Origin of the sequence: Sporosarcina sp. ANT_H38 (assembly GCF_008369195.1) — a bacterium.
Lineage (GTDB): Bacteria > Bacillota > Bacilli > Bacillales_A > Planococcaceae > Sporosarcina.
Genome location: NZ_VOBC01000002.1, coordinates 224269 through 248153 on the forward strand (window position 1 = coordinate 224269; position 23885 = coordinate 248153).

Annotated in this window: 17 protein-coding genes; all 17 read right to left on the minus strand. The window is 40.4% G+C overall.

What is annotated here, in order from left to right; all coding sequences use genetic code 11:
• Window positions 1-17 precede the first annotated feature (17 nt).
• The 17 genes from FQ087_RS13250 to FQ087_RS13330 all read right to left on the minus strand — a co-directional run bounded on the left by FQ087_RS13250 (window position 18) and on the right by FQ087_RS13330 (window position 23256).
• A complete protein-coding gene (locus tag FQ087_RS13250) occupies window positions 18-782 on the minus strand; it encodes a hypothetical protein (protein WP_149581066.1) in 765 nt (254 codons plus the stop codon).
• 20 nt (window positions 783-802) lie between these two features.
• Complete coding sequence (locus FQ087_RS13255; RefSeq protein WP_149581067.1) at window positions 803-2374, minus strand: ribonuclease YeeF family protein; 1572 nt, start codon at window positions 2372-2374, stop codon at window positions 803-805.
• Entirely contained in the window at window positions 2371-2673 is a 303-nt protein-coding gene (locus FQ087_RS13260) for a YwqI/YxiC family protein (protein WP_149581068.1), read from the minus strand. Before FQ087_RS13260 ends, FQ087_RS13255 begins: the two co-directional genes overlap by 4 nt.
• Window positions 2670-3032, minus strand: a complete 363-nt coding sequence (locus FQ087_RS13265) for a DUF5082 domain-containing protein (protein WP_149581069.1) — start codon at window positions 3030-3032, stop codon at window positions 2670-2672. Before FQ087_RS13265 ends, FQ087_RS13260 begins: the two co-directional genes overlap by 4 nt.
• Before the next feature lie 11 nt (window positions 3033-3043).
• Window positions 3044-3580: a type VII secretion protein EssA gene (gene essA, locus FQ087_RS13270; RefSeq protein WP_149581070.1), complete on the minus strand. Its 537-nt coding sequence runs from the start codon at window positions 3578-3580 to the stop codon at window positions 3044-3046.
• On the minus strand, window positions 3570-6404 hold the full coding sequence (gene esaA / locus FQ087_RS13275; protein ID WP_149581071.1) for a type VII secretion protein EsaA: 2835 nt from the start codon (window positions 6402-6404) through the stop codon (window positions 3570-3572). The genes essA and esaA overlap by 11 nt, the downstream gene beginning before the upstream one ends.
• The gene (gene essC, locus FQ087_RS13280) at window positions 6401-10882 is read right to left on the minus strand and encodes a type VII secretion protein EssC (protein ID WP_149581072.1); all 4482 of its coding nucleotides are present in this window, start codon (window positions 10880-10882) and stop codon (window positions 6401-6403) included. Before essC ends, esaA begins: the two co-directional genes overlap by 4 nt.
• A gap of 320 nt (window positions 10883-11202) precedes the next feature.
• Window positions 11203-12573 carry a type VII secretion protein EssB gene (gene essB / locus FQ087_RS13285; protein ID WP_149581073.1) on the minus strand — a complete coding sequence of 457 codons (1371 nt, stop codon included), beginning with the start codon at window positions 12571-12573 and terminating at the stop codon, window positions 11203-11205.
• A gap of 13 nt (window positions 12574-12586) precedes the next feature.
• Window positions 12587-12826 carry an ESX secretion system protein YukD gene (gene yukD, locus FQ087_RS13290; protein WP_149581074.1) on the minus strand — a complete coding sequence of 80 codons (240 nt, stop codon included), beginning with the start codon at window positions 12824-12826 and terminating at the stop codon, window positions 12587-12589.
• 84 nt (window positions 12827-12910) lie between these two features.
• Window positions 12911-13204, minus strand: coding sequence for a WXG100 family type VII secretion target (locus FQ087_RS13295; RefSeq protein WP_149581075.1), 294 nt, complete (start codon window positions 13202-13204; stop codon window positions 12911-12913).
• A gap of 297 nt (window positions 13205-13501) precedes the next feature.
• Complete coding sequence (locus FQ087_RS13300) at window positions 13502-15697, minus strand: SA1320 family protein (protein WP_149581076.1); 2196 nt, start codon at window positions 15695-15697, stop codon at window positions 13502-13504.
• Window positions 15678-16559, minus strand: a complete 882-nt coding sequence (locus FQ087_RS13305; protein WP_188006744.1) for a DUF1672 family protein — start codon at window positions 16557-16559, stop codon at window positions 15678-15680. Before FQ087_RS13305 ends, FQ087_RS13300 begins: the two co-directional genes overlap by 20 nt.
• Before the next feature lie 1693 nt (window positions 16560-18252).
• On the minus strand, window positions 18253-18723 hold the full coding sequence (gene yiaA / locus FQ087_RS13310) for an inner membrane protein YiaA (protein WP_149581078.1): 471 nt from the start codon (window positions 18721-18723) through the stop codon (window positions 18253-18255).
• 167 nt (window positions 18724-18890) lie between these two features.
• On the minus strand, window positions 18891-20738 hold the full coding sequence (locus tag FQ087_RS13315) for a serine hydrolase domain-containing protein (RefSeq protein ID WP_255452326.1): 1848 nt from the start codon (window positions 20736-20738) through the stop codon (window positions 18891-18893).
• 43 nt (window positions 20739-20781) lie between these two features.
• The gene (locus FQ087_RS13320; RefSeq protein WP_149581079.1) at window positions 20782-21156 is read right to left on the minus strand and encodes a hypothetical protein; all 375 of its coding nucleotides are present in this window, start codon (window positions 21154-21156) and stop codon (window positions 20782-20784) included.
• A gap of 51 nt (window positions 21157-21207) precedes the next feature.
• Window positions 21208-22503 carry a right-handed parallel beta-helix repeat-containing protein gene (locus FQ087_RS13325; RefSeq protein WP_188006745.1) on the minus strand — a complete coding sequence of 432 codons (1296 nt, stop codon included), beginning with the start codon at window positions 22501-22503 and terminating at the stop codon, window positions 21208-21210.
• 483 nt (window positions 22504-22986) lie between these two features.
• Complete coding sequence (locus FQ087_RS13330; RefSeq protein ID WP_149581081.1) at window positions 22987-23256, minus strand: excalibur calcium-binding domain-containing protein; 270 nt, start codon at window positions 23254-23256, stop codon at window positions 22987-22989.
• Window positions 23257-23885: the final 629 nt, after the last annotated feature.

A 23885-nucleotide genomic window follows, 5' to 3' on the forward strand; every position in this document is an offset into this window, starting at 1 on the left:
AAACACCCTTTCTAAAATCACTTTTCGTTATATAACCTACCTCGTTCATTAAAATTAAAGCTTTTAAATCGAAACTTGCAATACAGGATGACAAGTTGCTCAGGTAGGATGAATAGCATGACGAAGAACAGTAAAACCCCTAAAACAATGACAACCATGCCATTGATATCCGTGTTTACAGATGTCCTAGCAATGTACTGGATAACAAAGACTAGCCCAATTCCGCCAAGAACAGCCGCTGGTATGTACGATTTCGTTTCAAATCGTCCTCTGAGTTCATCCTTTTTCGATCCTTTTCGGTAATGTCCGTTGCGCAATAAAATATAAAAACGGACGCTTGTAGCGATAAAAACCAGTAGACCTATCAGCAGCAAGATATACGTGAAATTCAGAAGTGATTCCGGTGTAAACGACATGCCTTCCCCTTCTAATGCGATCAAAAATAATGCACTGATAAAAAGAGATACGGAAAATAGGTTTTGAGCCACTAAGATGGTTACTAAATACTGGATCTTGCCACTTCTTTTATACACTGCTGGAATCGCATAAATAAGGGACAGCACCATAAGTCCCGCCGTTATCCAAAAATGAACCTTCAAAATTTCATCTTTGTAAGGATAGGCTGTCGCATTTCCAGCCATAAAATACTCCAGTGCAAATAGTAATGCCTGTAGGAATATGCTTAGAACTAGGGCACCCGCCAAAGCGGAGGGGCTTTGTCTACCTGATTCAAGAGGTCCTCTTAGAACTTCGAAATCTTCTACTGTCAGTTTGGTGGACATAAAATACACCCTTTCTTATCTCAATGGAACCAACCTTTAATATGGTCCATCGCTGATTTATCGTCTTTCCCCATTTTAGTATTCAAGAAGGAGTTCACTGCTATTCCTACAATTACACCTACTGCAGTACCTACACCAGGTATCGGTATTAATGCTGTTCCGAGTGCAGTGAATCCGACTTGAACTGCGCCGCCAATTGCTACATCGATTGCCGTATCGACTGCCGCCCTGCCTGCAGCTGCACCGTCGTCAAGTCCGTCATCTTTCGCTGTAGAATAGTTACTATAATAACTTAGGCCTGCCCCCAAAGGCGCGAGTGATTTAGTAGCTCCTTTTACAATGCCGCTTTGCGTAATGCCTTTTACATCAATGATATCCTTGAAGGAATTGCCTGCACCTTTTAGTGCTGCGGTTCCGATTGTTTTTGCCTGTTGTTTGATTGTTGCCTGGTCGTTCCAATAAGCGAGAGAAGGATGTTTTTTCAATGCTTCATCACCAGCACTGGACCAACCGCTCTGTCCCAGTTTTTTTGTTCCGAACTTCAACATCGTGTTATTAGTCGCTGCAATCTCATAATGTTTAGGTGACCATTTTTTGCCGCCTTTTGGAACCCTTGAACTGAAATCACGGAGTGCCCTTGCGTCAGGTGTGACACGTAAACCTTCTAATGCTTTTTGGGTTGCATTGATTCGGTACGAATATTGACCCGTTTTAGGATTGTATACTTTTGTTGTACTCAAACCGCCGTCTTTGCCCGCAACGAACATTCCATAACTTGAATATAAACCAGTAGCAGCTGTGTCTCCTTTTTTAACCCATCCTATGGCTGTCTTCAAATTCAAAACATGTTCATTGGCGGATGATACATCCCCCGCCTCATCCTCTGAGCCGTCTTCGACAACGCCATTCATAACATCAACACGGTGTTCCAGTTCTGTTTTGAGTGGGTGATTTCCCGAATACTCCGCCCAACTTTCGGCTTGAAAATCAATATCAGTCAGTCCATCGTTCATCATACCTTCTATTTCAAGCAACCAAAGTTCCATTGTCAGCAAATCCGCTTCAATCTGCGTCAACGCCGCCGTCTGCGTTGAATCGAATTCATGCAAATCAGTGACCGTTTTTTCCCGCTTCGTTTGTGCACTTTTCACGCCTTCATGCACATCACTATCATCTAAGTGCGGAAGGGCGACGATATCACTGACTTCATCCATGATACCATTCGCTTCGTCCGTCAAAGTAAGCGTTAATTGGTCAATTGTTGTCAGTCCGTCTTTAACGTCCGCTTCGAGAAAGCTTTCTTGGATGAAACCGTTCGAAGCCGGCTCCAGCGTGTCGAGGGCGGATTTCATTTGGCTAAGAACGCTGTCGTAGGAAGTTTTAAACGTTGCGAAAAATTGCAAGAACGGCAAATGACAATCGTTATAAAATGCCCGGATAGCATCCCCGCCTTGCCCTTTCAAAGAATCATCCAACGCAACAAGCCCTCCAACGGTAGATTCAATTGCTTTCATCTCTCCTTCAAGGCGGCCAAGCATAGTACTATTGTTCTGTAAACCTTCTTCAAATGGGCCGACGTCTAGTACCTTCATTGTGTCACCATCTTCGGTCCTGACAGTGTGCCCTGCATAACAGATGCCACTTTTTCATCCGATTCCCTCATAAACTGCACTGAATTGGTAGTCGTTACACTATTAGCAAGAAGCACCGTTTGATACCTCGTCAATAACGTTTCTAGCTTTGTCGACAGCTCCGTCAATTTCGTCACGACATCCAGTGTATTTCCTGTAATCGGTGGTACTGCTTTTGGATTGAGCAATGTGGTCGCATTGCTCATGTCACCTATTTGACTTTCAACATCTGCGTACACTATTTTCACTTCGGTAGTCATTTACTTTTGGCCTCCTCTGCTTCTGCCCTAGCTTCCGCCTCTAAACGCGCAATGGTTTGTTCAAGAGAAATAATTTCAGCGTTGAGCGAATTAATCTTGTCAGCAATTGCAGTAAATACTTTTGAGAACTGGGCTCCGGCTATGTCAAGAAAAGGTGTATGGATTCCCGCTTCACGAATATCTTGGAAACCAGTGGCCAGTGTTCCATGCCATGTACTTGCGGATAATTCCGGTTCGAGACACTTGTGTTCATTCGCTTGAAATTCCGATTGTTTCCCTTGTAAGGTTGATTGGCACGCGATGAGCCGTGCCACTTCTTCCTTTTTTTTCTGTAATTGCGCATAGTAATATGCAAGCAAGCCTTTTCCTCCTACTCTATTAGTTTATCACTCTGTGGATTTCGTTTATCCCCTTCAGAAGTGTTGACCAGCTTCGGCAAGAAAATCGTAAATAAGGTAACGAGTCCAGCCACAATAATTGCCAATAGTATCAGTGTCCTCGACATATTAGGAGCCGTGTTCTCTTCTACGATGTTGTCAGCAGTTATTTCCTTACTACTCGTTGCCGCATTTGTGAAGAGACCAAGTTCGGATGTTTTGGCTGCGACAGTGCTTTTCTCCCCACGTGCAGCCGTTTGAAAAAGATAGGATCCATTGCTTCTCTTCGGTAATTGTTTTCTACCGTCAAAGTAAATATCAAACTGTTTAACAGGAATTGTATTTTTCATTTCAACTTTTTTACTGTCATGCAAATAATCGGTGTTTTTCTTGAATTTTAGTTTTTCATAACTAAGCGGCTCCAAATCGAGATTGGGTTCATCGTCTACAGCTGCTTGGACGGCAATCCCTCCCGCTATCCAAGCGATTACGAGTACGACAAGCAACAGACAAGTCGATTTAGTTTTCATGAGCCTGTTCTGCCGTTGACGTATTATTTGTTTTGTATTTATGGATGAAATAAGATACCGCTAGCATTGCAATCGCAATGATTCCTGTAAGTACCGCTCCCCAGATGAAGTTCGTTTCAGGTTCATATTTTATGGACATATAAACGGTCGATAAAATATCAGGGATGTTTATTTCAGGTACAGCAAGAATCAGAAGCGGCGTAATGTATAAACACATCAGTACGACACTTGCAATCCAGCCTACCATTTGCCCGAGTTCAAGTGCTGCTCGAATAACCGCGGCACTTGCTAATAGCAGTAGGATGGTGAAAATTGTCCATTCAACTGCACGTTGGTCGTTCAGTACATACATATTTATGCTGTAGAGACTGATTATAAGCCCGACGAGTAAAGACAGCATTCCAGTCAATCCTAAGCGGAAACCAATTGGGCCACCCTTGGTTTGATAACTGAAGAAGCCGATTAAAAGACTACTAATTAGCAATATGAGTAGTAGAATAACAGGCGGAACTTTCCTCACTTCATCCGCAAAAGCGGCCTCTCCTTTAACCAGCAGTGGATTGACAAAATGATTAAATGCATAGCCATTCTCTTGGCCATCGACATACGTGTTGCCAAGGAAATCTTGAATATCCGTATCAAATGCTGACATTTCACTGGCATTCGTTTCCCACTTATCGCTGAATGCAGTAGAAGTCTTTTTCATATCGTCCGCTTTCACAGTTAAATCATTCGCATAGTTTACAAGACCTTTTTGTCTCTCTGACAATGAATTCATCATGCCACTAAGCGTAACAAGTTGGCTGCTGACATTTTTTTGACTAGCAGCTACTTCGCCTTCACTTGATGCCGCAACAGGTTCGCCTGAAGTATTTTGAATTTGTTTAAGTAGTACATTCGCTTGATCATCAATCGAATCCAACTCATTCAATAGCGCAGAATGCTGTTCTTCCACGGTTTCTTTGTAACCGAACATGATCGCAGCAAACGTTGTACTCAATTCACTCATGCCAAGTTCAGTTTCGGGAATTCCGTCACCCACGGAAGTCCAGCCTTCGAGTTCTAGTTCATTTATCTCGACAACGTTTTTCAATAATGCAGTTAAGATTTCATCTTTTAGCACGCCATCTTTATGCGTACTTTGTCCCTGTTCATCGAGGGTGAATCCAAATTGTTCGAGTGTTGCATAATAGGCCAGCAATGGTTTTGTTTCCGTGCTAGCAGCACCTTTCGCAAACAACCCTGCCAATCTATTCCGCTGCTCTCCAGTCAATCCTTCATGCTTAAGAAGCGATTTTTCTTTTAACTTTATTTGATAAATTATCTGCGCTGTATCTGCAGGGCTTGCATTCAATATTTGTTGGACCGATTCATATTCCTTGTTCAATAAATCATAATCATCGATCAGTTCCTTGTAGTCAGTGAATGCTTTTACATAATCATCCGTTCCTTCTTTCTTTGCTCCACTCCAAAGTACTGCTTTTTCGGACATGACAGCATTCATCGCTGTCAGCTCTCCTTCGAGCAGTTCCAATTCGCCAATGAATGTGGAATCAGGATTCGTTTCCGCAACGCTCGCTTTCATTGCGGACAGCGCAGCTAAAATCGCTGTCACTTTATTTTGCTCTTCTTCGAGCCCTGGTAGTATAGTGGTTAGTTTAGCGCTGGCTTTACGATCCATTTCTTCTTTTAGTGCTATCATTTGCTGCTGTTCAGCTGTCGGATTAGACGTAACTCCTCCCGCTGTTGCGTCTTTACCAGCCGCAATTCCCTGTTCTAAATTACTTAAAATCGAGTTGTTGTAACGGTCAATTGCTGTTCCCTGGACGTACAAAAGGTCTTCCAGTTGTCGGTCAACTTCGTTTTTTCGTAAATCGGACAGCGCATTGAATTTCTCCTTATTCACGTTAAGCTTTTCATTCACTTTCTCAATTTCGCTGTTCAACTTATTGTTATTTTCTTCAAGTGTCTGGACCGATTCGTTGAACTGGTTCACTTGAGTTGCGGCAGCAGCATGAATCTTAGCTAGGCTGTCATCTTGTACTTGTTGAAGAATGTTTTTCTGCTGTTGTTGGAATTGTTTATATTGCTGTACGTATGTGATGAAACTGTCCATTTGCTGTCCGAATGAGCCTGCATTTTCAATTCGTGTAGTATGACCATTACTTGCATCATTCATAACGGAACGCAGTCCATCCATTTGTTTTTTCTGGTTCTGCATCTCATTCGCTAACTTCTCGGACCCCGGTTTATAATAGGCGGTCATTGCCGTAAGAAATTCCGTTTCCTTGCCGAGAATGGTTGTGAATTCCTTTTTTATATGATCCATTTCTTGTGCAACATAGCTCCAATAGAGGGTCGAAACCTTTTCGTTTACACGGTTTGTAGCCGTTTCAATTTCATGGAGCACTTTTTCTTTTTGTGAACCCGCTTTTTGGCGTTGTACGTCATAGGAAAATTCCGCTTGCTCAGGATTCTGTTGATCATAAGACATGATGCTTTCCGAGAAGTCAGATGGAATATAAACAATCGCTTCATGCTGATTAGATTTTAAGCCGTTAACAGCGGTACCACGGCTCATGACTTTCCATTCATACTGTGAATCTTCAGCTAGAATGGAAACGACCTCTTCTCCCATTTCGACGGTTTCATCGTCCTTGGACAGACCCAGGTCTTCATTCACAATCGCGATAATCCGCTTATTGGAACTTTCCGCGTTCAACAGGTTCACACCCAGTAGTTGAAAGAATAAAATGGGAACCGCTAGTATCAGTACAATTCCTACCCCTATTTTCAACAAATTCATATTCTTAGTTGTTTTCACTGAAGAATCTTCCTTTCAATCTCACTTAACGGGATTTGGATTTTGGTAGCATTGCCGTTCAAAATATAATGCGCGAATCCTAATGGAAGGTCCGTTTCTTTGCGTTCGTATGCAACGGTATATAACGTCTGCTCCGATTTTTTCGTAAAGATAAGCGCTTGGCGAACCAGTTTCAACTCATTTGTGAATACGTCGTAGCCTTTCGTAATCTCCGCATTATTTCCGGAGATAATGACATTGAATCCTAAGTGGGAATACTTTTTCATCAGTTTCGATAAGCGGTCTTGTATGCCACTATCCGCGACTTGCAAAAACCTTGTATAGCCATCGATGATGAAATAGGCAGGAATAAGTTCTACTGCCCTATTTCCTGACTGCACGATTTCGAGGTACTCTTTTTCGGCTTGGGCATAGAATTGTTCAACTTGCGCTAGCCAATTGACGAGGCTTTCTTTTGTTTCCAAGTAGTCGACTTTCGTGTCTCCAGAAAACATCGATAATCCGCGGTCGAATGAGTCAAAGATGGCGATGAAGCCAGCGTCTTGCTCAATAAGCGTATGAATCATCCACTTCAATGTATTCGTTTTTCCTCGCTGTGCCTGCCCAACAAGAAGACAATGGCGATTTTTCCTGAAGTCAATCATCACCGGACGTACTGTCTCTTCATCCAATCCGATTGCAACAAGTCCATTTCCTTGTTCTTTCGGTACATAGGAAGGGAAAATGGTTGACGTTAATTCAAACGGCAACATCGGAATCGATTGAGGTAGATCCTGGTCGCGGTATTTTGCCTTCAGTTCTCGCGTATTCAATTTAATAGCTTCCAATACGTCGAAATCATTTGCCCCTGGCGCCGGAAGAAAGATTTGTGCAAAATGTGGATCCTCTTTCTTGATAATGGCCCTTCCAGGGAACGGTTCCAACTCAAATGGAACACGGCCAACGACAGTAAATGCTTCTGTCGCATCCATCAAATAATGGACAACTTTTGTTTTTAAATTATTCATGAGTGATTGCCTAACTGATTGTACCCGCGTCGCTGCGATGAACAGATAGATACCAAGCGACTGGCCATCACGTCCAAACTGGATTAGCTGCATTTCGAGTTCTTCTATTTCTTCACGGACGATATCGTAATTGTCGACAACAATGTAGATAAGCGGCATCTGATCAGCAGATAATTCGTTGTACATGTTAATATTGCTGACTTCCTCTAGTTGGAATGCTAATTTCCTACTCGAAATCTCATCTTTGATTAACTTGACGAGTTTTTCCCGCTTCAACTCTTCATCCAGTGTGAAATAATCAGCCGTATGAGGAAGTTGCCGGAGTGGAAGTAACGATCCATTACCATAGTCCAAAATGTAGAAGTTCGCTTCACTCGGCGTCAGATTATCCGCTATTCCTAGAAGTGCCGTCAGCAGTGTATACGATTTCCCATACCCTGAGGATCCAAAAACACCCAGATTGCCGTCTCTCGTCCAGTCATACCCTATCGGCGTTTGACTTTGTTTTTCTGGCTCATCGATCATGCCGAGCGGAAAACCAACGCGCATTTCAGCAGTATCTTCTGTCTTTTCGATGCGCATTGCTAGTGGCGGTAACCATGGACTGTCCAACTTCCGGATGGACATATCCGCTTGCGTTTGTGCAATTTTGGCAGTCACGGCTTCCATTTCAGTTAAACTGCTTCGTTTCTTACTAATATTTGTTTCTATGCCGGAAAGGGGGTAAAGACCGAGGTCCATAACAATCGCAATGTCATCTTCACCTTCAAGCGTTTCTTCCATATAAGGTGCACCGCTCCAAGCAGATTGAAACAACTCATAGACTTCATTGTTCCCCACTTGTAAATAGCCTCGACCAGTTACAGTGATTGTGGCAGCATCGCCATTCTTCAAAATTTCTTTACTGTCCGATGCGTCTTGTACTTTCAATGCGACACGGAAACGGGCATTACTCCAAATTTGTTCATCAATGATTCCACCTGGTTTTTGCGTCGCCAAAATAAGATGGACACCTAGGCTTCGTCCAATTCTGGCGGTACTGACAAGCTCGCGAATGAATTCAGGCTCTTCACTTTTCAACTCTGCGAATTCATCTGAAATTAGGAACAGATGAGGCAAGGGTTCAGTTGCATTTCCTTCCTTATAATGAGTCGTGTAATCATCGATATGTGTGACGACATATTGATCGAACAAACGCTGCCGCCGTTTCAGTTCACTATTAATAGAAGTAAGTGCGCGCATACTGAAGTTTTTACTGCCTTCAATGTTTGTGATGGTGCCTAAAAGATGGGGTATATTCCTGAAAGGTTGCGCCATCCCGCCGCCTTTATAGTCGATTAAGAGAAAAGCTACTTCATGCGGATGGAAATTAACGGCGAGTGATAAAATAAAGGTCTGAAGAAATTCACTTTTCCCTGAGCCCGTCGTCCCCGCCAGCAAGCCATGAGGTCCATGCGCTTTTTCATGTAAATTCAAATGGACAAGTTCCTCTTTACCTTTGAAACCAACTGGAACGGCAAGTGACTTCGCCGATTCATTCGTCAGCCAATTGCGTCCTATCGGAACATCTTCAACATCTTTCACCCCGAACATTTCAAGGAAGCTGACCGAATTCGGAATGGAATTCTTCATGCCAATCTGATGATTTAGCGACTTCAACATTCGAGCAAAGCGCTCATTCGTTTTCCGGTCGTAGTCATCGAGCCTGAATGGCGTATCGACTGCTTTTCCAGCATTGATGAGGATATCACCTTCCCTGTCATTCACGTAACGGACAAGCGTATGGACATTTTCAGGCATTCGCTCTTGGGCCGATTCAGCAAAAATGACAGATATGCCGAGATCCTCATTACGTTTCCCTTCCAAATACTCTAAAATGACATGCTCCGCAATCAACGCGTAGTTGGAAACGATGAATACAAGATGAGGTACAAATTTCACTTTCCCTTTCATGTCATCCATATCACGTTCGCGAATGATTTCATAGAGAGATGACAGCAACTGGTCACGGGTCTCTTCGTTGTGAATCAACCCTTTTGCATGCATATTAGGAAGCGTGAAATGCGGCAACCATTTCATCCATTCGATGTCTGCGTAGTCCTTATTATTAAAGATGTAGATGAAACGCGTGTCATGATAACTATGAGAAAAAGCGAGTTGCCCAACAATTTGACGCAGTTCACTTCTGACAATCGATTCTTTGCCAATAAGTCCTAAAATCCCTTCCGATAAACGGGCAGTAATTGGGGCAGCCGGGATTTCCTTATAGACCGTTTCCATTCGCTGCGCCTGCTCTAGCAAATCATCGACTTCTCTATTTGCCAAATCCCCCGATGATAACTTAATGTCATAACTGGCGGGCGCATTGCCCGTACCGAGCCTGAATTCTAGAAAGTCGTGACTTTCTAGCGTTTTCTCCCAAATTCTCCCCGACAATTGATTGGTCAATTGTTTCATATGTTCAAATGGTGGAAAGTGATAGTCCAATACTTCCTTCTGTTTATTGGAAAGTTCATACAGTTCTTGACGCATATTTTGCAGGTAAGCGGCGTAGACACGGCGTCTCTTCACTTCATTTAACTTCCGTCTCTTCCTATCTTTGAAAAATTGTACAGTCGAGGTGACCAAAGTCATCAGGAACATCGTTATAGAAATGATGATGAAAATCCCTCGGGGTATCAAAATAGCAACAAGCCCCATGACTACGATCATAAGAAGAGGCGGTGCAATAATAAGCAAAAGACCTCGTCCTGTATCCTCACTTTCCTGCGCTGGAAATGATAACGACACTTTGTCTTTAGGTAAATCGTAGATCATTCGGGGTGTCCGTCTATAATCTGGATACATAGAAACTAGTTCAGACTTCGGTAGGTCGATTTCTGATAGCTGGGTTTTGTATGCAACAGAAGAAACGACTTCTAAAATGTCTTGTTCAATTAATTTCATTTCCATGAATGCCCACTGCAGTACATCTCCGATTTGAAGGACTTCATTCATTTCAACTCGTTTGCCGTTCACATATAGCGGGCAACTGTAATTTTTCTTTATGACCCAGCCAGCAGCGGTCTTATTCAATGAAAAATGACCCGATTCTACTTCTGGAAAAGTGGTTTCTTCCCGATTGAATGATGCAGTTTCAAGTTTGCTATCAAACGAAACTTCATGTTCATAGTCGAGAAAGTACGTTTTTGGAGAAACAGGATCAGGTACGATATACAAATGGAGTACTAGTTCTTCTTGTTCGATAGACAAACTTTTTTTTGCTGATAATCGACCGGCGTAACCGACTCCATCATGAACCGTAAAGCCATCACCGTCTTTTTCTATTGTGAAATGCCCAACATTAAATGGGTACGACATTACCGTGACATCATTCCCTATTGCAGGACCAATTGTTAGTGAGGTAAAGTCATTTTCATCAAAATCGATACGTTGATAATCTTCCCCGTAAAACACCCATAGTTGTTTCATCTAGTACACCTTCTTTTTTATATAGTCGGCACTTAACAATTAGAATGTTCTTCCAACATCGCTTTGTCGCTTGGTGATGGCCTTACGCAATAAGCCCGTCAGAAGATCACTAGGGAGGGATTGAACTGCATCCCTCCTTGATCTTATTTCTCTGGCGCCTGCAGGATGCGGGTGTGCAGCCTTTGCCGCAGGACGCGGCGATATTGGGCTGCCTTTCATTAGTGTCGCTCCTTCGCTAGATTTGTTCGTTATACTGGTGAGGTATACCACCTAGTTAATTCTAAATAAGTAGTGCCGAATATTTAGTTCCTCGTTTTCGCTTACGAATTGGGTTCCTTGTCCACTGTTTCAACTTTTTCTGTCTTCTCTTGCTTCTCTACTTTGTCTACCTTTTCTTGCTCCAGTGCTTTGTCTACCTTCTCTTGCTCCAATGCTTTGTCTATCCTTTCTTGCTCCAGTACTTTGTCTATCCTTTCTTGCTCCTCTGCTTTTTCTTGCCTATCAACTTCTACTTTTTCTTCCTCGTCTTCTTCATTCTGCTTCATCAACTTTTCATACTCTTCGACTTCTCTATCTATTTCTTCTAATAGGTATTGTTTCTCTTCACCTGTCAGTTTTTGATCGGCTTGGATTTCTTCACGTCTTTTCAGTAATCCAAAAGTTATAAGTTCACCGTCTTCCATTGACCTAGCCAAATCAACGGCATTCGCGGCTTCCCCCCGGCCAAGGTAAATCCAGTACTTCAAGTAGTCCGAATCTGTTTGTAAGGTGATATTCGACAACACATTCTTTTTCTGTTCTTCATCCAATCTTTCGTTTGTTACAAATGAATGGGCCAGTTCGTACAACATGACATAAGGCATCGACTTTATGCTGTACGGGCTTAGTACGGTAACAACCTGACTATAATTCCGCTCCAAAAAGTATTCATGGCTATCAATATACGCTTCGTTTTTCGGCTTTTCGTGTATGAAATAAATAATAGTAAATAGTAGTGCGGGAATAAGTAATACCCCAAGCCCGATAGATAGCCATTTAGTCGTTTTCCACTTTTTACGAGGCAGCTTCACAAAGCCTTTCTCTTTTTCATCCAAGAGTTCAAGTTGTTGCTCAATATAGTCGAGTAACGATCTACTATCCGCGATGCCCATCACTTTCGCACAGGTCTCATTAAGCTCTAGGACTTCGTTATACTTTAAAAATTCTTCATATGTGAATGACCCGTCTACTGCCGCAGCAACTGCAGCCCTCGTTTCAAGCCAAACGCGCTCTATATTATTTCTAAATGGTGGCAAGCTTTCCGTCACTCCGAAATAGATGAAAACCGGTGTCATGCCCTTGCTGTACACCATGTTTTCAGGGCAGACGATAAGATTTAAACGGGGATATGGATGAGCATCAACCTTTTCTACAAGCTGATGTGCAAACATCCATCTTGACTTAGCATCTTCCGATTGAATTTCATCAAATCTTTTAAACGAATTCGGAATGTCTGCTTGGATGATCAACTCATCATCTGTTATGACGATCTCTTTTGTAATTTCGGGATTGACTTCTTTTAAAAAGATAATCTCAGAACTTCTTTTAAAACCGAAACGTTCTTTTTGAAATACGAATGTGCTTCTATTCGCTTCTTCGTTAATCTCTGCACCTATCAAATCTTTTAAATATGTATGTCCACTAGTCGCCATCTTTTTTACTCCTTCAAATGATTTCAATACGGTCACCTGTCGTTATCCCGCAATGTGCCAGCGTCAAATGGCCTGGGAATAGCTTGTCTTTATTAACCACTCGTATCCATTGACCTTCACGCGGACTGATTGAAATAGAGTTTGCTTGCCAAGCTATATCTACCATTTTTTTAGCCGTATAATAATCTGATAGTCTAAGATCGATTATATCGCCCTCGTAATTTGAAAGATCTACAGTGATTTCTATATACATAATTCCCACCCCACTTAAGGAAAAAGCGCCTTCCTTTGAGGGAATGACGCTCCACTATTATTTTCAACTGCTGAATCTGAACAATTAGCCACGAATTTGACCAGCGATTTGCTGATCCGCATCTTGCAATGCTTGGCCTGCACGACTTAGCTGTACGCCTACTTCACTTAATAACTCACGCATTTCGTTAAAACTTGGCTTTAGGCGCTCATATTGTTCAGCAAACGCAGCACTAGAAGCCCCTTCCCACATGGAACTCAATTCACCGATCATTACGTCCAAACGGCCGATTTGTAAAGCAACCTCTCCTGATTCGTGGTTGTAGCGTGATGCCATTGCTTCCAGTTCTGCTGGTGTTACGCGAATAATTCCCGACATTTAACACATCTCCCTTTTCCTTGAAATTTTGTATTTTATAAAATAACTGTATAAATAATGACAATTCATCATTATAATACAGAAACTTCTGAAATTAGACTCCACACTTTTTGTAGCATCACCTCCTTAAGTTGATGAAAACTTATCAATCACGCATCAGTATGTTTGCGCCCAGATTTTAATTCGTGCTTACTAAAATCACTCCTAACAAAATAGATAGCATCCGCCGGAGGAATTGTAGATTCATTCGCCTTCCACTTGCCACTTATAGCGGTGCCAGACTTCTGCTGAAGGAATTTAAATCGTCCCTCGCTCCACCTGCTCATTTAATAGGACAATATTACTTAACACGCTTTCCGATATTTCCAATGAGGCTTCAATTGCATTTCCTTTTTCAAGTGCCAATTGAAATGTAATATCTTTAAACAGAATTTCCATTTCATCCATAATTGCTGAGGCTGCAAGATTGTATAAACGAACATTTTCATATTTACCCGGTTCAAAAATAGCTGTATCTATATAGGGCTTGAAATTACTTACCATTTCTGGTAAGTTCCCCCTCATACTGTTTACCCCTTTTCGAAGACCTTCAATCGTTGATTCCATTTCTTTTATTGGTTCCAAGGCTTGTTTTGCTGCAGCTTTCACTTTTTGATCGAAATCGGAAAACAAACTGACAACCAACCCGACCGGATTTCCATATAATCCAACATTTACTGCTGCATTAATACTAGCGACAATCATTTCAAGAGCTGCCTCAATTAATAGCAGTACGATTTCCATGGCTTGAAGAATTGGCATGAGAACCATAGTTGTAACTCCCGTAATATTCGCATGTGCAAGTGCGACTTGTATTTCTTTGATTTTCATTTTGGTCTCTAAGTATGGCGAGGGGGTTAGAGAAAAAACAGCCGTTTTTTGTACAGAATCTGTATCTGCAAGCGTTGAGGCATTTGTACGAATTACTCCTGCCAAGCTCGTGTCTTTATTGATAAATGCATCTGCCACAGACTGAACTTGGTTTTCATAATCAGTCAACTGCCCATTCATTTTGTCTTTGTTCGCAAGCATTATGGCATAGTGTGCAGTCAATTCTCCAACAACAGCATCGACAAAAAAATCTTTCCCGCCTCTAAAGAATTCTGGTATGTCTTTAGTAATGATAGTTTGTGCACCGGCGACCAAGTTATCTATATCGTCTTTTAAATCATTTAAGTAGTTTCTTACAGGAGCAAAGAGACTTTCTATACTAATTTCAATTGACAGCACAAATTCGATTAGCTCTGCAGGTTTAGAATTCAAGATAGAGTTCAAAATCCGGCATTTTTCTTCAGCTTGGTCTAATAATGAAATCAGATCATCAATACAGGCTTTAATAAGAAAACCTGTACCCGCAATACCAATGAAAATTGGATTGCCTGCGGTTTCTTCAAATTTTTGAGTAAATAATGTTTGCAGCATCGTTACGCGCTGGGAAAAACGTGCACTTTCATCATCTACAATACTGACCGAATTCTCTAAATAACCCGTTGCCAAACCCATTCGGCCTTTCACATGATCTTTTATTCCGTTTGCAAGAGCGGTCATATGTGTATGGTCAATAGCAATTTTTTCAGCCGTGCCTCCATGTAGAGGGGACCCTGTCCAGATGCTGGTCACTATATGGTCGGCTGCTCCAATATGAATGAAGCCGTATCCCGGTTCCCCTTTAAGTCCTATTTGAATTGTATAATCACCATTTTTGTCTGCTTCCACATAACCTGTATGATTGGAAATGAACATGGAGAATAGCGGGAGTCCGTTGTTGATGTTATATTTGTTGCCGGGGATGCGATCTTCCAAATTGAGTGTACCTTGTGTACTCGTTAGGAAATCATACTTACTGTAGTAGTTCGTTATGTTATCGTAGTTTTTTGTGGGATCCACCATGCCATCAGGGAGCATCGCTGGGTTTAATGTAACTGCTTTGACTGTAGGGTTTTCAATTGCAACTGCGTTTGTCAGCGCACCTGCAAGGGAATTTCCTGTCACTGAGGAGACTTCTCCGTAATCATCATTTACGTCTTTGAAATAGTCTTGGGCATCTTTTAGTTGTACAGGTGTTGTATCGCTTAATAATTTCAAGTTCGTACCGATCCAGTCTTCTTTTAGTTGTTCGCTCCCTACGAAGACGATGGTTAGTTCGTTCGTGTCGAAGTTTTGGACAGTTAGTGCGTCAAGCCCTGAATCAGTGTCGTATCTAGTGTCAATCACTTTGTAGTCTGATCCATTTATATTGAATACATCATTTTTATTATGGTGCTTATAAGCATGATATCCCGCCAATTCAACTAAGTCCTCGTCTTTTGCCGTCGAATTCGATATTTGATTTACTTTTTCCGGTTTGATGAGTTTAATCGCATCTTCGATAAAGGAAGAGCTAACCGTAGAATTCAAACTATCAGTGACTTTAGGCATCCCTCTGATTCCCTCACTATTCTTTAATGATTTCATTTGGATTCATACTTTCCAGCGTATTATCCTTTGTTCCGATACCTCTTCTTTTATCAATCAAGTTATCATTCAAAATAATTGTATATGCACCTCTAGGTATACCTTCCATCTCTTTAATATCTGAAACGATTTTATCAAAGACCGCGTGATCGGGTTCCGTGTCAGATTCTTTCATATATAATTCTATGAGAATCAACATTTGATTTGGCTTGAAATCAGCTTTACTCAAATTCTTTTTTAATTCTTCTTTACTAATTTCAGGGTTTTCTAAATACATATCATATATCCCTTGAAATTCGTTACCGAGCTTGCTTGTTCTGTACACTGAACTTGAGAATCCAGAACCTCCGACTTTTTCTACTGCCTCTACCGGTACTCCGACAACAGGGTGATTTTGAAGTATACTTTCCAAGTATTTATCTAGCGTTGCAAATTCATGTTCATAAATCATTGCATACAATGCGCCTTGGATCGCATTTTCAACTTGCCCTTCTTCGGACCAGACTTCATCAGTTTCCACGGTTCCACTATCCACATCGATAGATATAATTGCATACGTATAAAAATGGGGTTCACCTACAGATTCCACAAATACGGTTGCACCATCGACTGCCCCAACGATGTTATGAACAATCACTTCTGTTTTATAGTTGCTAAGGAAAAACTCTTGGACCGCTTCTTCAATTTCTCCACGGTGTTCTTCAGCCAGTTTTCCCGTTTCTGGTCGGCTCTCGCGCAATTTATATCCTTCACCAGTGTAGTCTTGTATACGTACGAAGTTCTCTGTTTCGTATGCATTTTTCTTATTTTCAGTTGACGGTTCCTTAACCTCAACTTTTTCCTTACTAGTTAAATTGTCCATACCCGTACAACCTCCTACTAGTAATGATGAGCTCAATGTAAATACCATCATTTTTTTATAGCCCTTCTTCAACTAAAACACCCCACATTTTAAAAATAGATTTCTGTCGGACGTTTACCTTAGAACCCTTAAATAAGTTCTCATATTAAATCATTAAAATTTCCTATTATATAATATCTAACACTATAGAAAAATCGTTGTCAAAGATAACCAATTTAGGAAAATAGCGATTAGAACTTTTAACCCACCTAATTACGACTTTTCTTTTTTAACAAATACTACTTATTCTCCACTATTTAATATATCCCTATTAAACTGCGACTTATATAACATAAAAACTCACTAACTAGCCATAATTAGGTACTTCCGAATTATTTCTCTATTTCAAGAACTATAAAATATCTCGGTATAAAGCTACTTGATATCAAGATTTTTTTCTGATTGGAAAATCGACTGGAGTTATATTAGTGAGGAATGGAGGCAGTGTGCTTTTTATATTATATTTATTACTCAGAATGCTGCTTTCAAAATTGAGCGTAGTTTATGAACTCGTTAGAAATTCATACTTACTGTAGTAGTTCGTTCTGTCGTCACGTCTGTTGATTAACCAAAAGAATTAAGTACATAACTTGATCACCCCCTGACCGCTTCTTGTGGAGTTGCGCTTTTGGATTGCTTTGGATTGAATGACTTCTAGTACGATTAGCGAGCTGTCTGGATGTGTAGGGATGCGACTTTGTCGCATCCCTACACATCTTTTTCGATAATCGTATGGTTGTCCTTCATCCGTCGCGCTCCAAATGCATAAGTACACAGAGTGCTGAAGATTTTTGGGACGAAAGAATAGCAGGCTTCTTACCTGAAGAAAAGCCGCCAAAGATGCAATTTGGGCGGCTGATGCTTTCTTTATGATTTTTTCTTATTTATTTTAATGAAGTGTCACTTTCAAATAGGAAACACAATCTTAGATGAATAATTTTCACTAAAAGTAAGTAAGGAACGCATTGTACATTACTGCAAGAATGCCCGAAATTGCATCTTCGGGCACTTACACTCTCTCTAGAAAGTCATCTATTCGTTTCTTTCAAACATAACTACATTTTTCACTTCAACATTGTAGGAACGCGACAGGCAAATATTCGCAACAGTATTACTAAGGAGGAATGAACTACAATTCCTCCCTCAAAAGTGTGGCTAGAAGTGACGGAGTCACTTCTAGCCACACTAGGACCCCTTAGTAAATCTGTCATGAATAGTTAGTCGAAAGCGGTCCGAAAATAGTCCAGTGAAAATAGGGGTTATCAAACCCTCCTCACCAGTATTTTGTGTAAATAAATAGTTAATCAACATACGTCTTATGTTATCGTAGTTTTTGGTTGGATCCACCATGCCTTCAGGAAGCATCGCCGGATTTAATGTCACTTATATTAAAAAGGTGTTCAGTTGAGAGTCAAACTCTTAACTGAACACCTTTATTATTATTGGATTTTGCATTGGTCTACCTACTGTAACTCCTTACTAGTATTCCTTCTACGTGCAAAGTCTGTTCATTCGCTTCATTTTAAAATTATCTAACATTTATATCATTTTAGCTGATTTAATGTCTCAAACAAGCATAACCCCTTTCTAGCTTTAGAACGGGGTTATGCTTGTTGTTTAATCAGGCAAAATCGTCAAATTAACGGAAAGTAACTCAATCTATTTCTCTTGCTTTCTGTGTATCTCTAACATTTTTCTGAACTGTTATTGCTGCAAATAGACTAAGAACAAAAGCCATACCGTAAAATCCTTTTTCACTTAAAACAATACTTTCTGCATTGTATAAACCGACGGCCATTAATACAATAGCTATAATAAGTGCTAACCAGCTAATACCATAATAAATGTTCGTAACTGGTATTCCTTCTTCTTTATCTCTTACTGCTTTTTGTAATGAGACAGATGAATAGAGTCCGAACATTAAAATTGCAAAGTAATATCCTTGTTCATTCAGTTCCATAGCTGCATTATACAAACCTAAGAGATAAGCTGATACTCCTATTAACAGTGCTGCCCAAGAAGCTCCTTTGAAAACTGAAGTTGGTTCTCCATCTTTTCTTTCTACCTTCATTTTTCGGTCAATTTGTTTTTCCCTATCAACTAAATCTTCATTATCATTAGTCATTGAATATTCCCCTCCCCTTTCGATAATCATATGCGAACAAGAATTGCGACATGTTGTAGAAATTCCCCATCATCTCTATAGATAACTGGAAATGATTCTGAGTCTACAAAATTGTTAAGCATAATAGGGGAGCAAAAACTACAAAAGTGAGAACTATCAGAGCCAATTTAATAATAAAGCTCCCAGCAAAAAATCATGACTACAAGTAGTAGCGCTGAGATACATGAAAGTACATAGCCTATTTTTTGACCACGCGTTGTTGTCGTTTTCTTCCACAGCACCAGTAGGGACACTAGACAAATTGCTACAATAACGATATACGCATAATTCATCCAAAAATGAATGTGCAGCGCAGTATAAGGAGTATAATTTAATGTTCTGTAAGCTAAAATTATGATATTAATAATAGGTACAAAACCCACTAAGAGTAATAGCGTTTCCCACTTCTTCATCACTGTAAATCGAACTTCTTTTTTTCGATGCTTTATCGCTTGGATCAACACGATTAGTAAAGCAATGAGCGTGTATAGGACACTGAAAGCTACCGCCACGATACTGATCATATTAAAGATTTTCGTACTTTGTGAGACCGGTAGTATATCACTTGTCGGCATTGAGATCTTTTCAACTTCACCATCGTTCAACGTAATATGAAGATATATATTATAATCATCTTTAGATTTATAAAGATACGGAGCAGTTTGTTCAAATGTCGTCCCATATGCGTTAAATATGTTCGAATCTGTCGCTTCAATATCCCAAATACCTAGCGATCCGTACAACTTGGTAAAACCTTTATAGGGCTGTCTTGCCATCATGTAACTTCCTTCAAGCTCCTGCATATTTGGCAGTGCTTGATTGCCATCTACTGCAGAATACTCGCCGTACACGAATTTTGGTAAGCCATAACTCAACCCTGCTTCACCCATTTGATTGGTCATGACAATTACACCCAAATGCTCATCTTTTGAAAAGGTGAAATTGCTTGAAAAACTATCCGTATTTCCTCCATGTTCCAACACATCTACTCTATATAGTCCTTCCCAAAATCCATGCGCATTTCGAGGGAAGCCATCACCATAGAAATCACTCGTCGTCAGCATTTCATCTAACGTACGATTGTTTTTAAATAATGGACTTTTCACGCCGTCTGCTGGCATGAGCGCCACCATAAATTTCGCTGCATCCATTATCGTACCCATTGCACTACCAGCTGGATACAAACCAATAAAGATCCGTTCATTTTTTGAAATACTAAATTCATCGTCGCTATTCACAATGTATCCATAAATTTCTTCTCTGTTCGTTGCTATATCTAGGTTATCTTCCTGTGTAGGATGAATCGTTGTGTCCTTCATCTCCAAAACAGAAAAAATATGTTCATTAACATACTCATAAAATGGCTGAGCCGCAACCTGTTCTACAATAAAACCTGCGAGTGCCACACCATAGTTTGAATAGGCGACCACATCTCCTGGCTTATGCACTTGATAAGGCTCAGTAATTTGAAGCATTTCTTCTAAGGGCTTTACTTCATCCGCTGACATATAGAATAAATCTGGAAATCTCTCCTCCCACCCAGCATTATGGTGCATAAGATTCAATATCGTTATAGGGGCATCATCTTGCAGTTTTTTCAAAAACCCGTCCGGCAAATACGTGCGAATATCTTCATCTAATTCCAATTTCCCCTGCTCTACAAGCTGCATTACGCTGGTCCACACAAGTAGCTTCGTAACAGACCCCCATTCAAAAACAGTATCTGCTGTGACTTTTATCTGATTTTCAACATCTGCATAGCCATAGGACGTATTCATGAAAATTTCTCCGTCTTTCACAATTAACACATTCGCTCCAGCCGTAGATGTCCCAATGTATTTAGATGAATATTCATCCACACGATCCTTTAGCTCCGTATAAGGTATCCCCGAAGGTGTTAACATTCCCTCATTTGCAGAAACAGCTGATACAGAACAAAGTACCATTACGAGTACTAGTAAAATTATTTTTCTCATTATATCACTCCCCCTTTACCATCAATCCTCGCTTTTACTCTATTCACCCCCATACTAGTTGATCTTCAAATAGAGCAAATAAGCCGTAGGTTAGATTTTCTTCATTATCTAACCAAGCATATGAAAATCGTTCCCAGTGCTTTTCTCGCTTTACATAAAATCCTTGGGATAGTGTCCCATCTACAGGTATCCACATAGTGTATGCTTCTGTCCACGGCTTAAAAACATAATGCCCTTCCGCAACTTCGTCAGTTGAAACAAGGAAAGAGCGTGTATATTCATCTTGTGCCGCAATTGTATCTGGAAGCTCCGTTTTTGATTCCTTATTAGGGCCTGAATCCTCTATAGCTGTACATCCTCCTACTAGCAATGATGAACTCAATGCAAGTACCATCATTGTTTTATAGCCATTCTTCAACTACAGCACCCCACATTTTTAAAATAGATTGCTGTCGGACGTCCACCATTTTCACCAGAAAAGTTTAAATAGATTCGTTTTGAACTTTTCAAAGTACGAGAATATTTTTGCTGATTGAATCAGATAATTGTCTGTTATGACATTCCCAGTCCCGCTATCGTTATCTTGCTGAATAAATGATTCTGGAGCGTTACTGTAAATTTCATTATGCATAATCTGATTGTCTACATTATTCCACTGTAAAGTAATCTGCCCATATCCCTGTTCTAGTTGATCATTGTGTTTGAGAATATTATTTATAATACTATTTTTAGATGTTCCCCCATTAGAGCTACTTGCTCCGCCCATTATTATGCCGGCACCATTGTTTTTATAAATAAGGTTGTCCGATACTTTGATACTACTCGTTTGTTTTCCAGCATTTTCACTTGCTAGCTCAATACCAAAATCATTGTTATACACTATGTTTTTTTCAATAATCACATCTGTCGATCCATCCGCATAGATTCCACCGGCAGCATAATGTCCTTCATAGGATGGATTATTTATGGAGCTATTGTTGAAAACCTTATTGCTTACGACCTTCCCATTTCTAGCTTGATCAATGCATGGGGCCTGACATGCATTGTAAAATCCTGCTATATCAATTCCGATATTATTATTGTCATGGACACGATTATTTTCAACCGAAAATCCATTTACATTCCCATTTATCGTTAATGCTTCACTATTCCCTAGTGTTAGATGATGAACTTCATTCCCTTTAATGAGGAGATCACTAATTTCATTTGCAGTATTACCATAGACATGAATTCCATGGGCATTTCCTTTTTTCGACTTGTTAGCGATATGGTGCACATTATTATTTACTAACTGTATATGATGGCCGCCTTCTCGAACCCGTATCCCCGCTGGATATACATCAGGGTCATCTGTCGTTATATTTCTCAACTCAAACCCATCTATAACGATATAACTAGCATTCTCCAAGTACATAAGAACACTTTTTTCACTATCTACAGTTACACCCGTGCCGTCCAGCACTGGTTGCTCTCCTGGATATGCTTTATATAAAATAGACCCTTCTTTAGAACCCGATTTTTTAATAGTCACAAATTCTTTGTATATACCCTCTCTGATAAAAACCATTTCTCCTGCCTCAAGCGTATCCGCAGCTTTTTGAATCGTTTTCCACGGCGCTTCTAGCGTTCCAAAATTCGAATCGTCACCATTAGGCGAAACGTAATAGACTGCCTTGTTCAAATCGGCAGCTTTTGTAGTTGGCATAAATAGAAAACCTGCTATTGAAATAATAAGGAGTATGAATCCAAAGTACCGAAACTGCATTGACTTTACACTCCGTACTTGATTCATATGTTTAAACATATTTATAGACATCCTCCGATTCTTATCTGTATGTACCCAACACTTTCTAATAGAAGAAAACCTACTTACTACACTCGCATTTATGGTTTAATTTCCCACAAACAATTCATTTCAGTATATCATTAATCAGATCACCAAGAATTAATAATTCAGATAACACCTTTCGTTTTGTTGCTTTCTTCAACCGGGTTGATGGTGCTCGGCATCTGACTATTCATGTTCACCCGAGATGAATATAAGTAAAGCAGAGTGGGTTTTTGCGATTAAAACTACAGTGATTTACAGTTGTGAAGAAGTCCTATTAAGCGAGATTAATGATGCCATCAAACAGGGTGTGAAAACGACGAAAGAGGTAAAACTAGCAAACGCTTCACTTAGTACTCATACAAAAGTAGTTCCAATCCAGATTACATATCTGAATTGGAACTACTTTTGTTTTGATATCTACTTCTCACATGAAATTAAATCTTTATCGCGGTCACTCTTTTTGTTTGCATCATAGATTGCCTTAGATACAAAGGGCTTGAATTTTGTTTTTCCACCTTTGTTTGTGACAGTTGCAGACCTCGCAACTCCGCCTTTATAAACTTTGTTCAACTCTGTGCAGTTTTTAAATGTCACAACTTTTGCAGTTGCTGCTTCGACATGCGCCGAACTGAACGAGAAACTAATTGCAATAGTAAAAGCCAGCAATAGGGTAAATACTTTCTTCATAACAAAAACCTCCTTTCCAATTAATTCTTTTACTACGAATTCGAGTCTAGTTATAAGCATAAAAAAGATGCCTTCCTTTATGTCTGATCACACATAGCGATCAGACGGAAGACACCCCTCACAGACTATATAATTACTTTAACAGACTTCGAGTTCATAGAAAACCTTACAAATAGCGTTTAAGGTGCACATTGGAAATCCAATATTTTTTTCTGATTAGATTCGGTAGCGAGGTATTTGCTCGGTTCGCCGTGTTATATGATCGGTTAGCGGGATATTTGATCGGTCCGCCGGGTTATATGATCGGTTAGCGGGATATTTGATTGGTTCGCCGGGTTATATGATCGGTTATCATTATATTTGATCGGTCGCCAGGTTATATGATCGGTTATCATGATATTTGATCGGTCCCCGGGTTATATGATCGGTCAAAAACGATATTTGATCGGTTCGCCGGGTTATATGATTAGTCATCTTGATATTTGATCGGTCCGCCGTGTTATATGATCGGTTAGCGGGATATTTGATCGGTCAACCGTGTTATATAATCGGTTAGCGGGATATTTGCTCGGTTCGCCGTGTTATATGATCGGTTAGCGGGATATTTGCTCGGTCAACCGTGTTATATG

What these genes read in the sequence shown, in the direction of transcription:
- FQ087_RS13255 (WP_149581067.1), bottom strand. Translation starts at nt 2,374, where the DNA reads ATGAAGGTACTAGACGTCGGCCCATTTGAAGAAGGTTTACAGAACAAT.
- yiaA (WP_149581078.1), bottom strand. Translation starts at nt 18,723, where the DNA reads ATGACTAATGATAATGAAGATTTAGTTGATAGGGAAAAACAAATTGAC.
- yukD (WP_149581074.1), bottom strand. Translation starts at nt 12,826, where the DNA reads ATGTATATAGAAATCACTGTAGATCTTTCAAATTACGAGGGCGATATA.
- essB (WP_149581073.1), bottom strand. Translation starts at nt 12,573, where the DNA reads ATGGCGACTAGTGGACATACATATTTAAAAGATTTGATAGGTGCAGAG.
- FQ087_RS13260 (WP_149581068.1), bottom strand. Translation starts at nt 2,673, where the DNA reads ATGACTACCGAAGTGAAAATAGTGTACGCAGATGTTGAAAGTCAAATA.
- FQ087_RS13305 (WP_188006744.1), bottom strand. Translation starts at nt 16,559, where the DNA reads ATGGACAATTTAACTAGTAAGGAAAAAGTTGAGGTTAAGGAACCGTCA.
- essA (WP_149581070.1), bottom strand. Translation starts at nt 3,580, where the DNA reads ATGAAAACTAAATCGACTTGTCTGTTGCTTGTCGTACTCGTAATCGCT.
- FQ087_RS13330 (WP_149581081.1), bottom strand. Translation starts at nt 23,256, where the DNA reads ATGAAGAAAGTATTTACCCTATTGCTGGCTTTTACTATTGCAATTAGT.
- FQ087_RS13315 (WP_255452326.1), bottom strand. Translation starts at nt 20,738, where the DNA reads ATGAGAAAAATAATTTTACTAGTACTCGTAATGGTACTTTGTTCTGTA.
- FQ087_RS13325 (WP_188006745.1), bottom strand. Translation starts at nt 22,503, where the DNA reads ATGCAGTTTCGGTACTTTGGATTCATACTCCTTATTATTTCAATAGCA.
- FQ087_RS13295 (WP_149581075.1), bottom strand. Translation starts at nt 13,204, where the DNA reads ATGTCGGGAATTATTCGCGTAACACCAGCAGAACTGGAAGCAATGGCA.
- FQ087_RS13300 (WP_149581076.1), bottom strand. Translation starts at nt 15,697, where the DNA reads ATGAAATCATTAAAGAATAGTGAGGGAATCAGAGGGATGCCTAAAGTC.
- FQ087_RS13250 (WP_149581066.1), bottom strand. Translation starts at nt 782, where the DNA reads ATGTCCACCAAACTGACAGTAGAAGATTTCGAAGTTCTAAGAGGACCT.
- essC (WP_149581072.1), bottom strand. Translation starts at nt 10,882, where the DNA reads ATGAAACAACTATGGGTGTTTTACGGGGAAGATTATCAACGTATCGAT.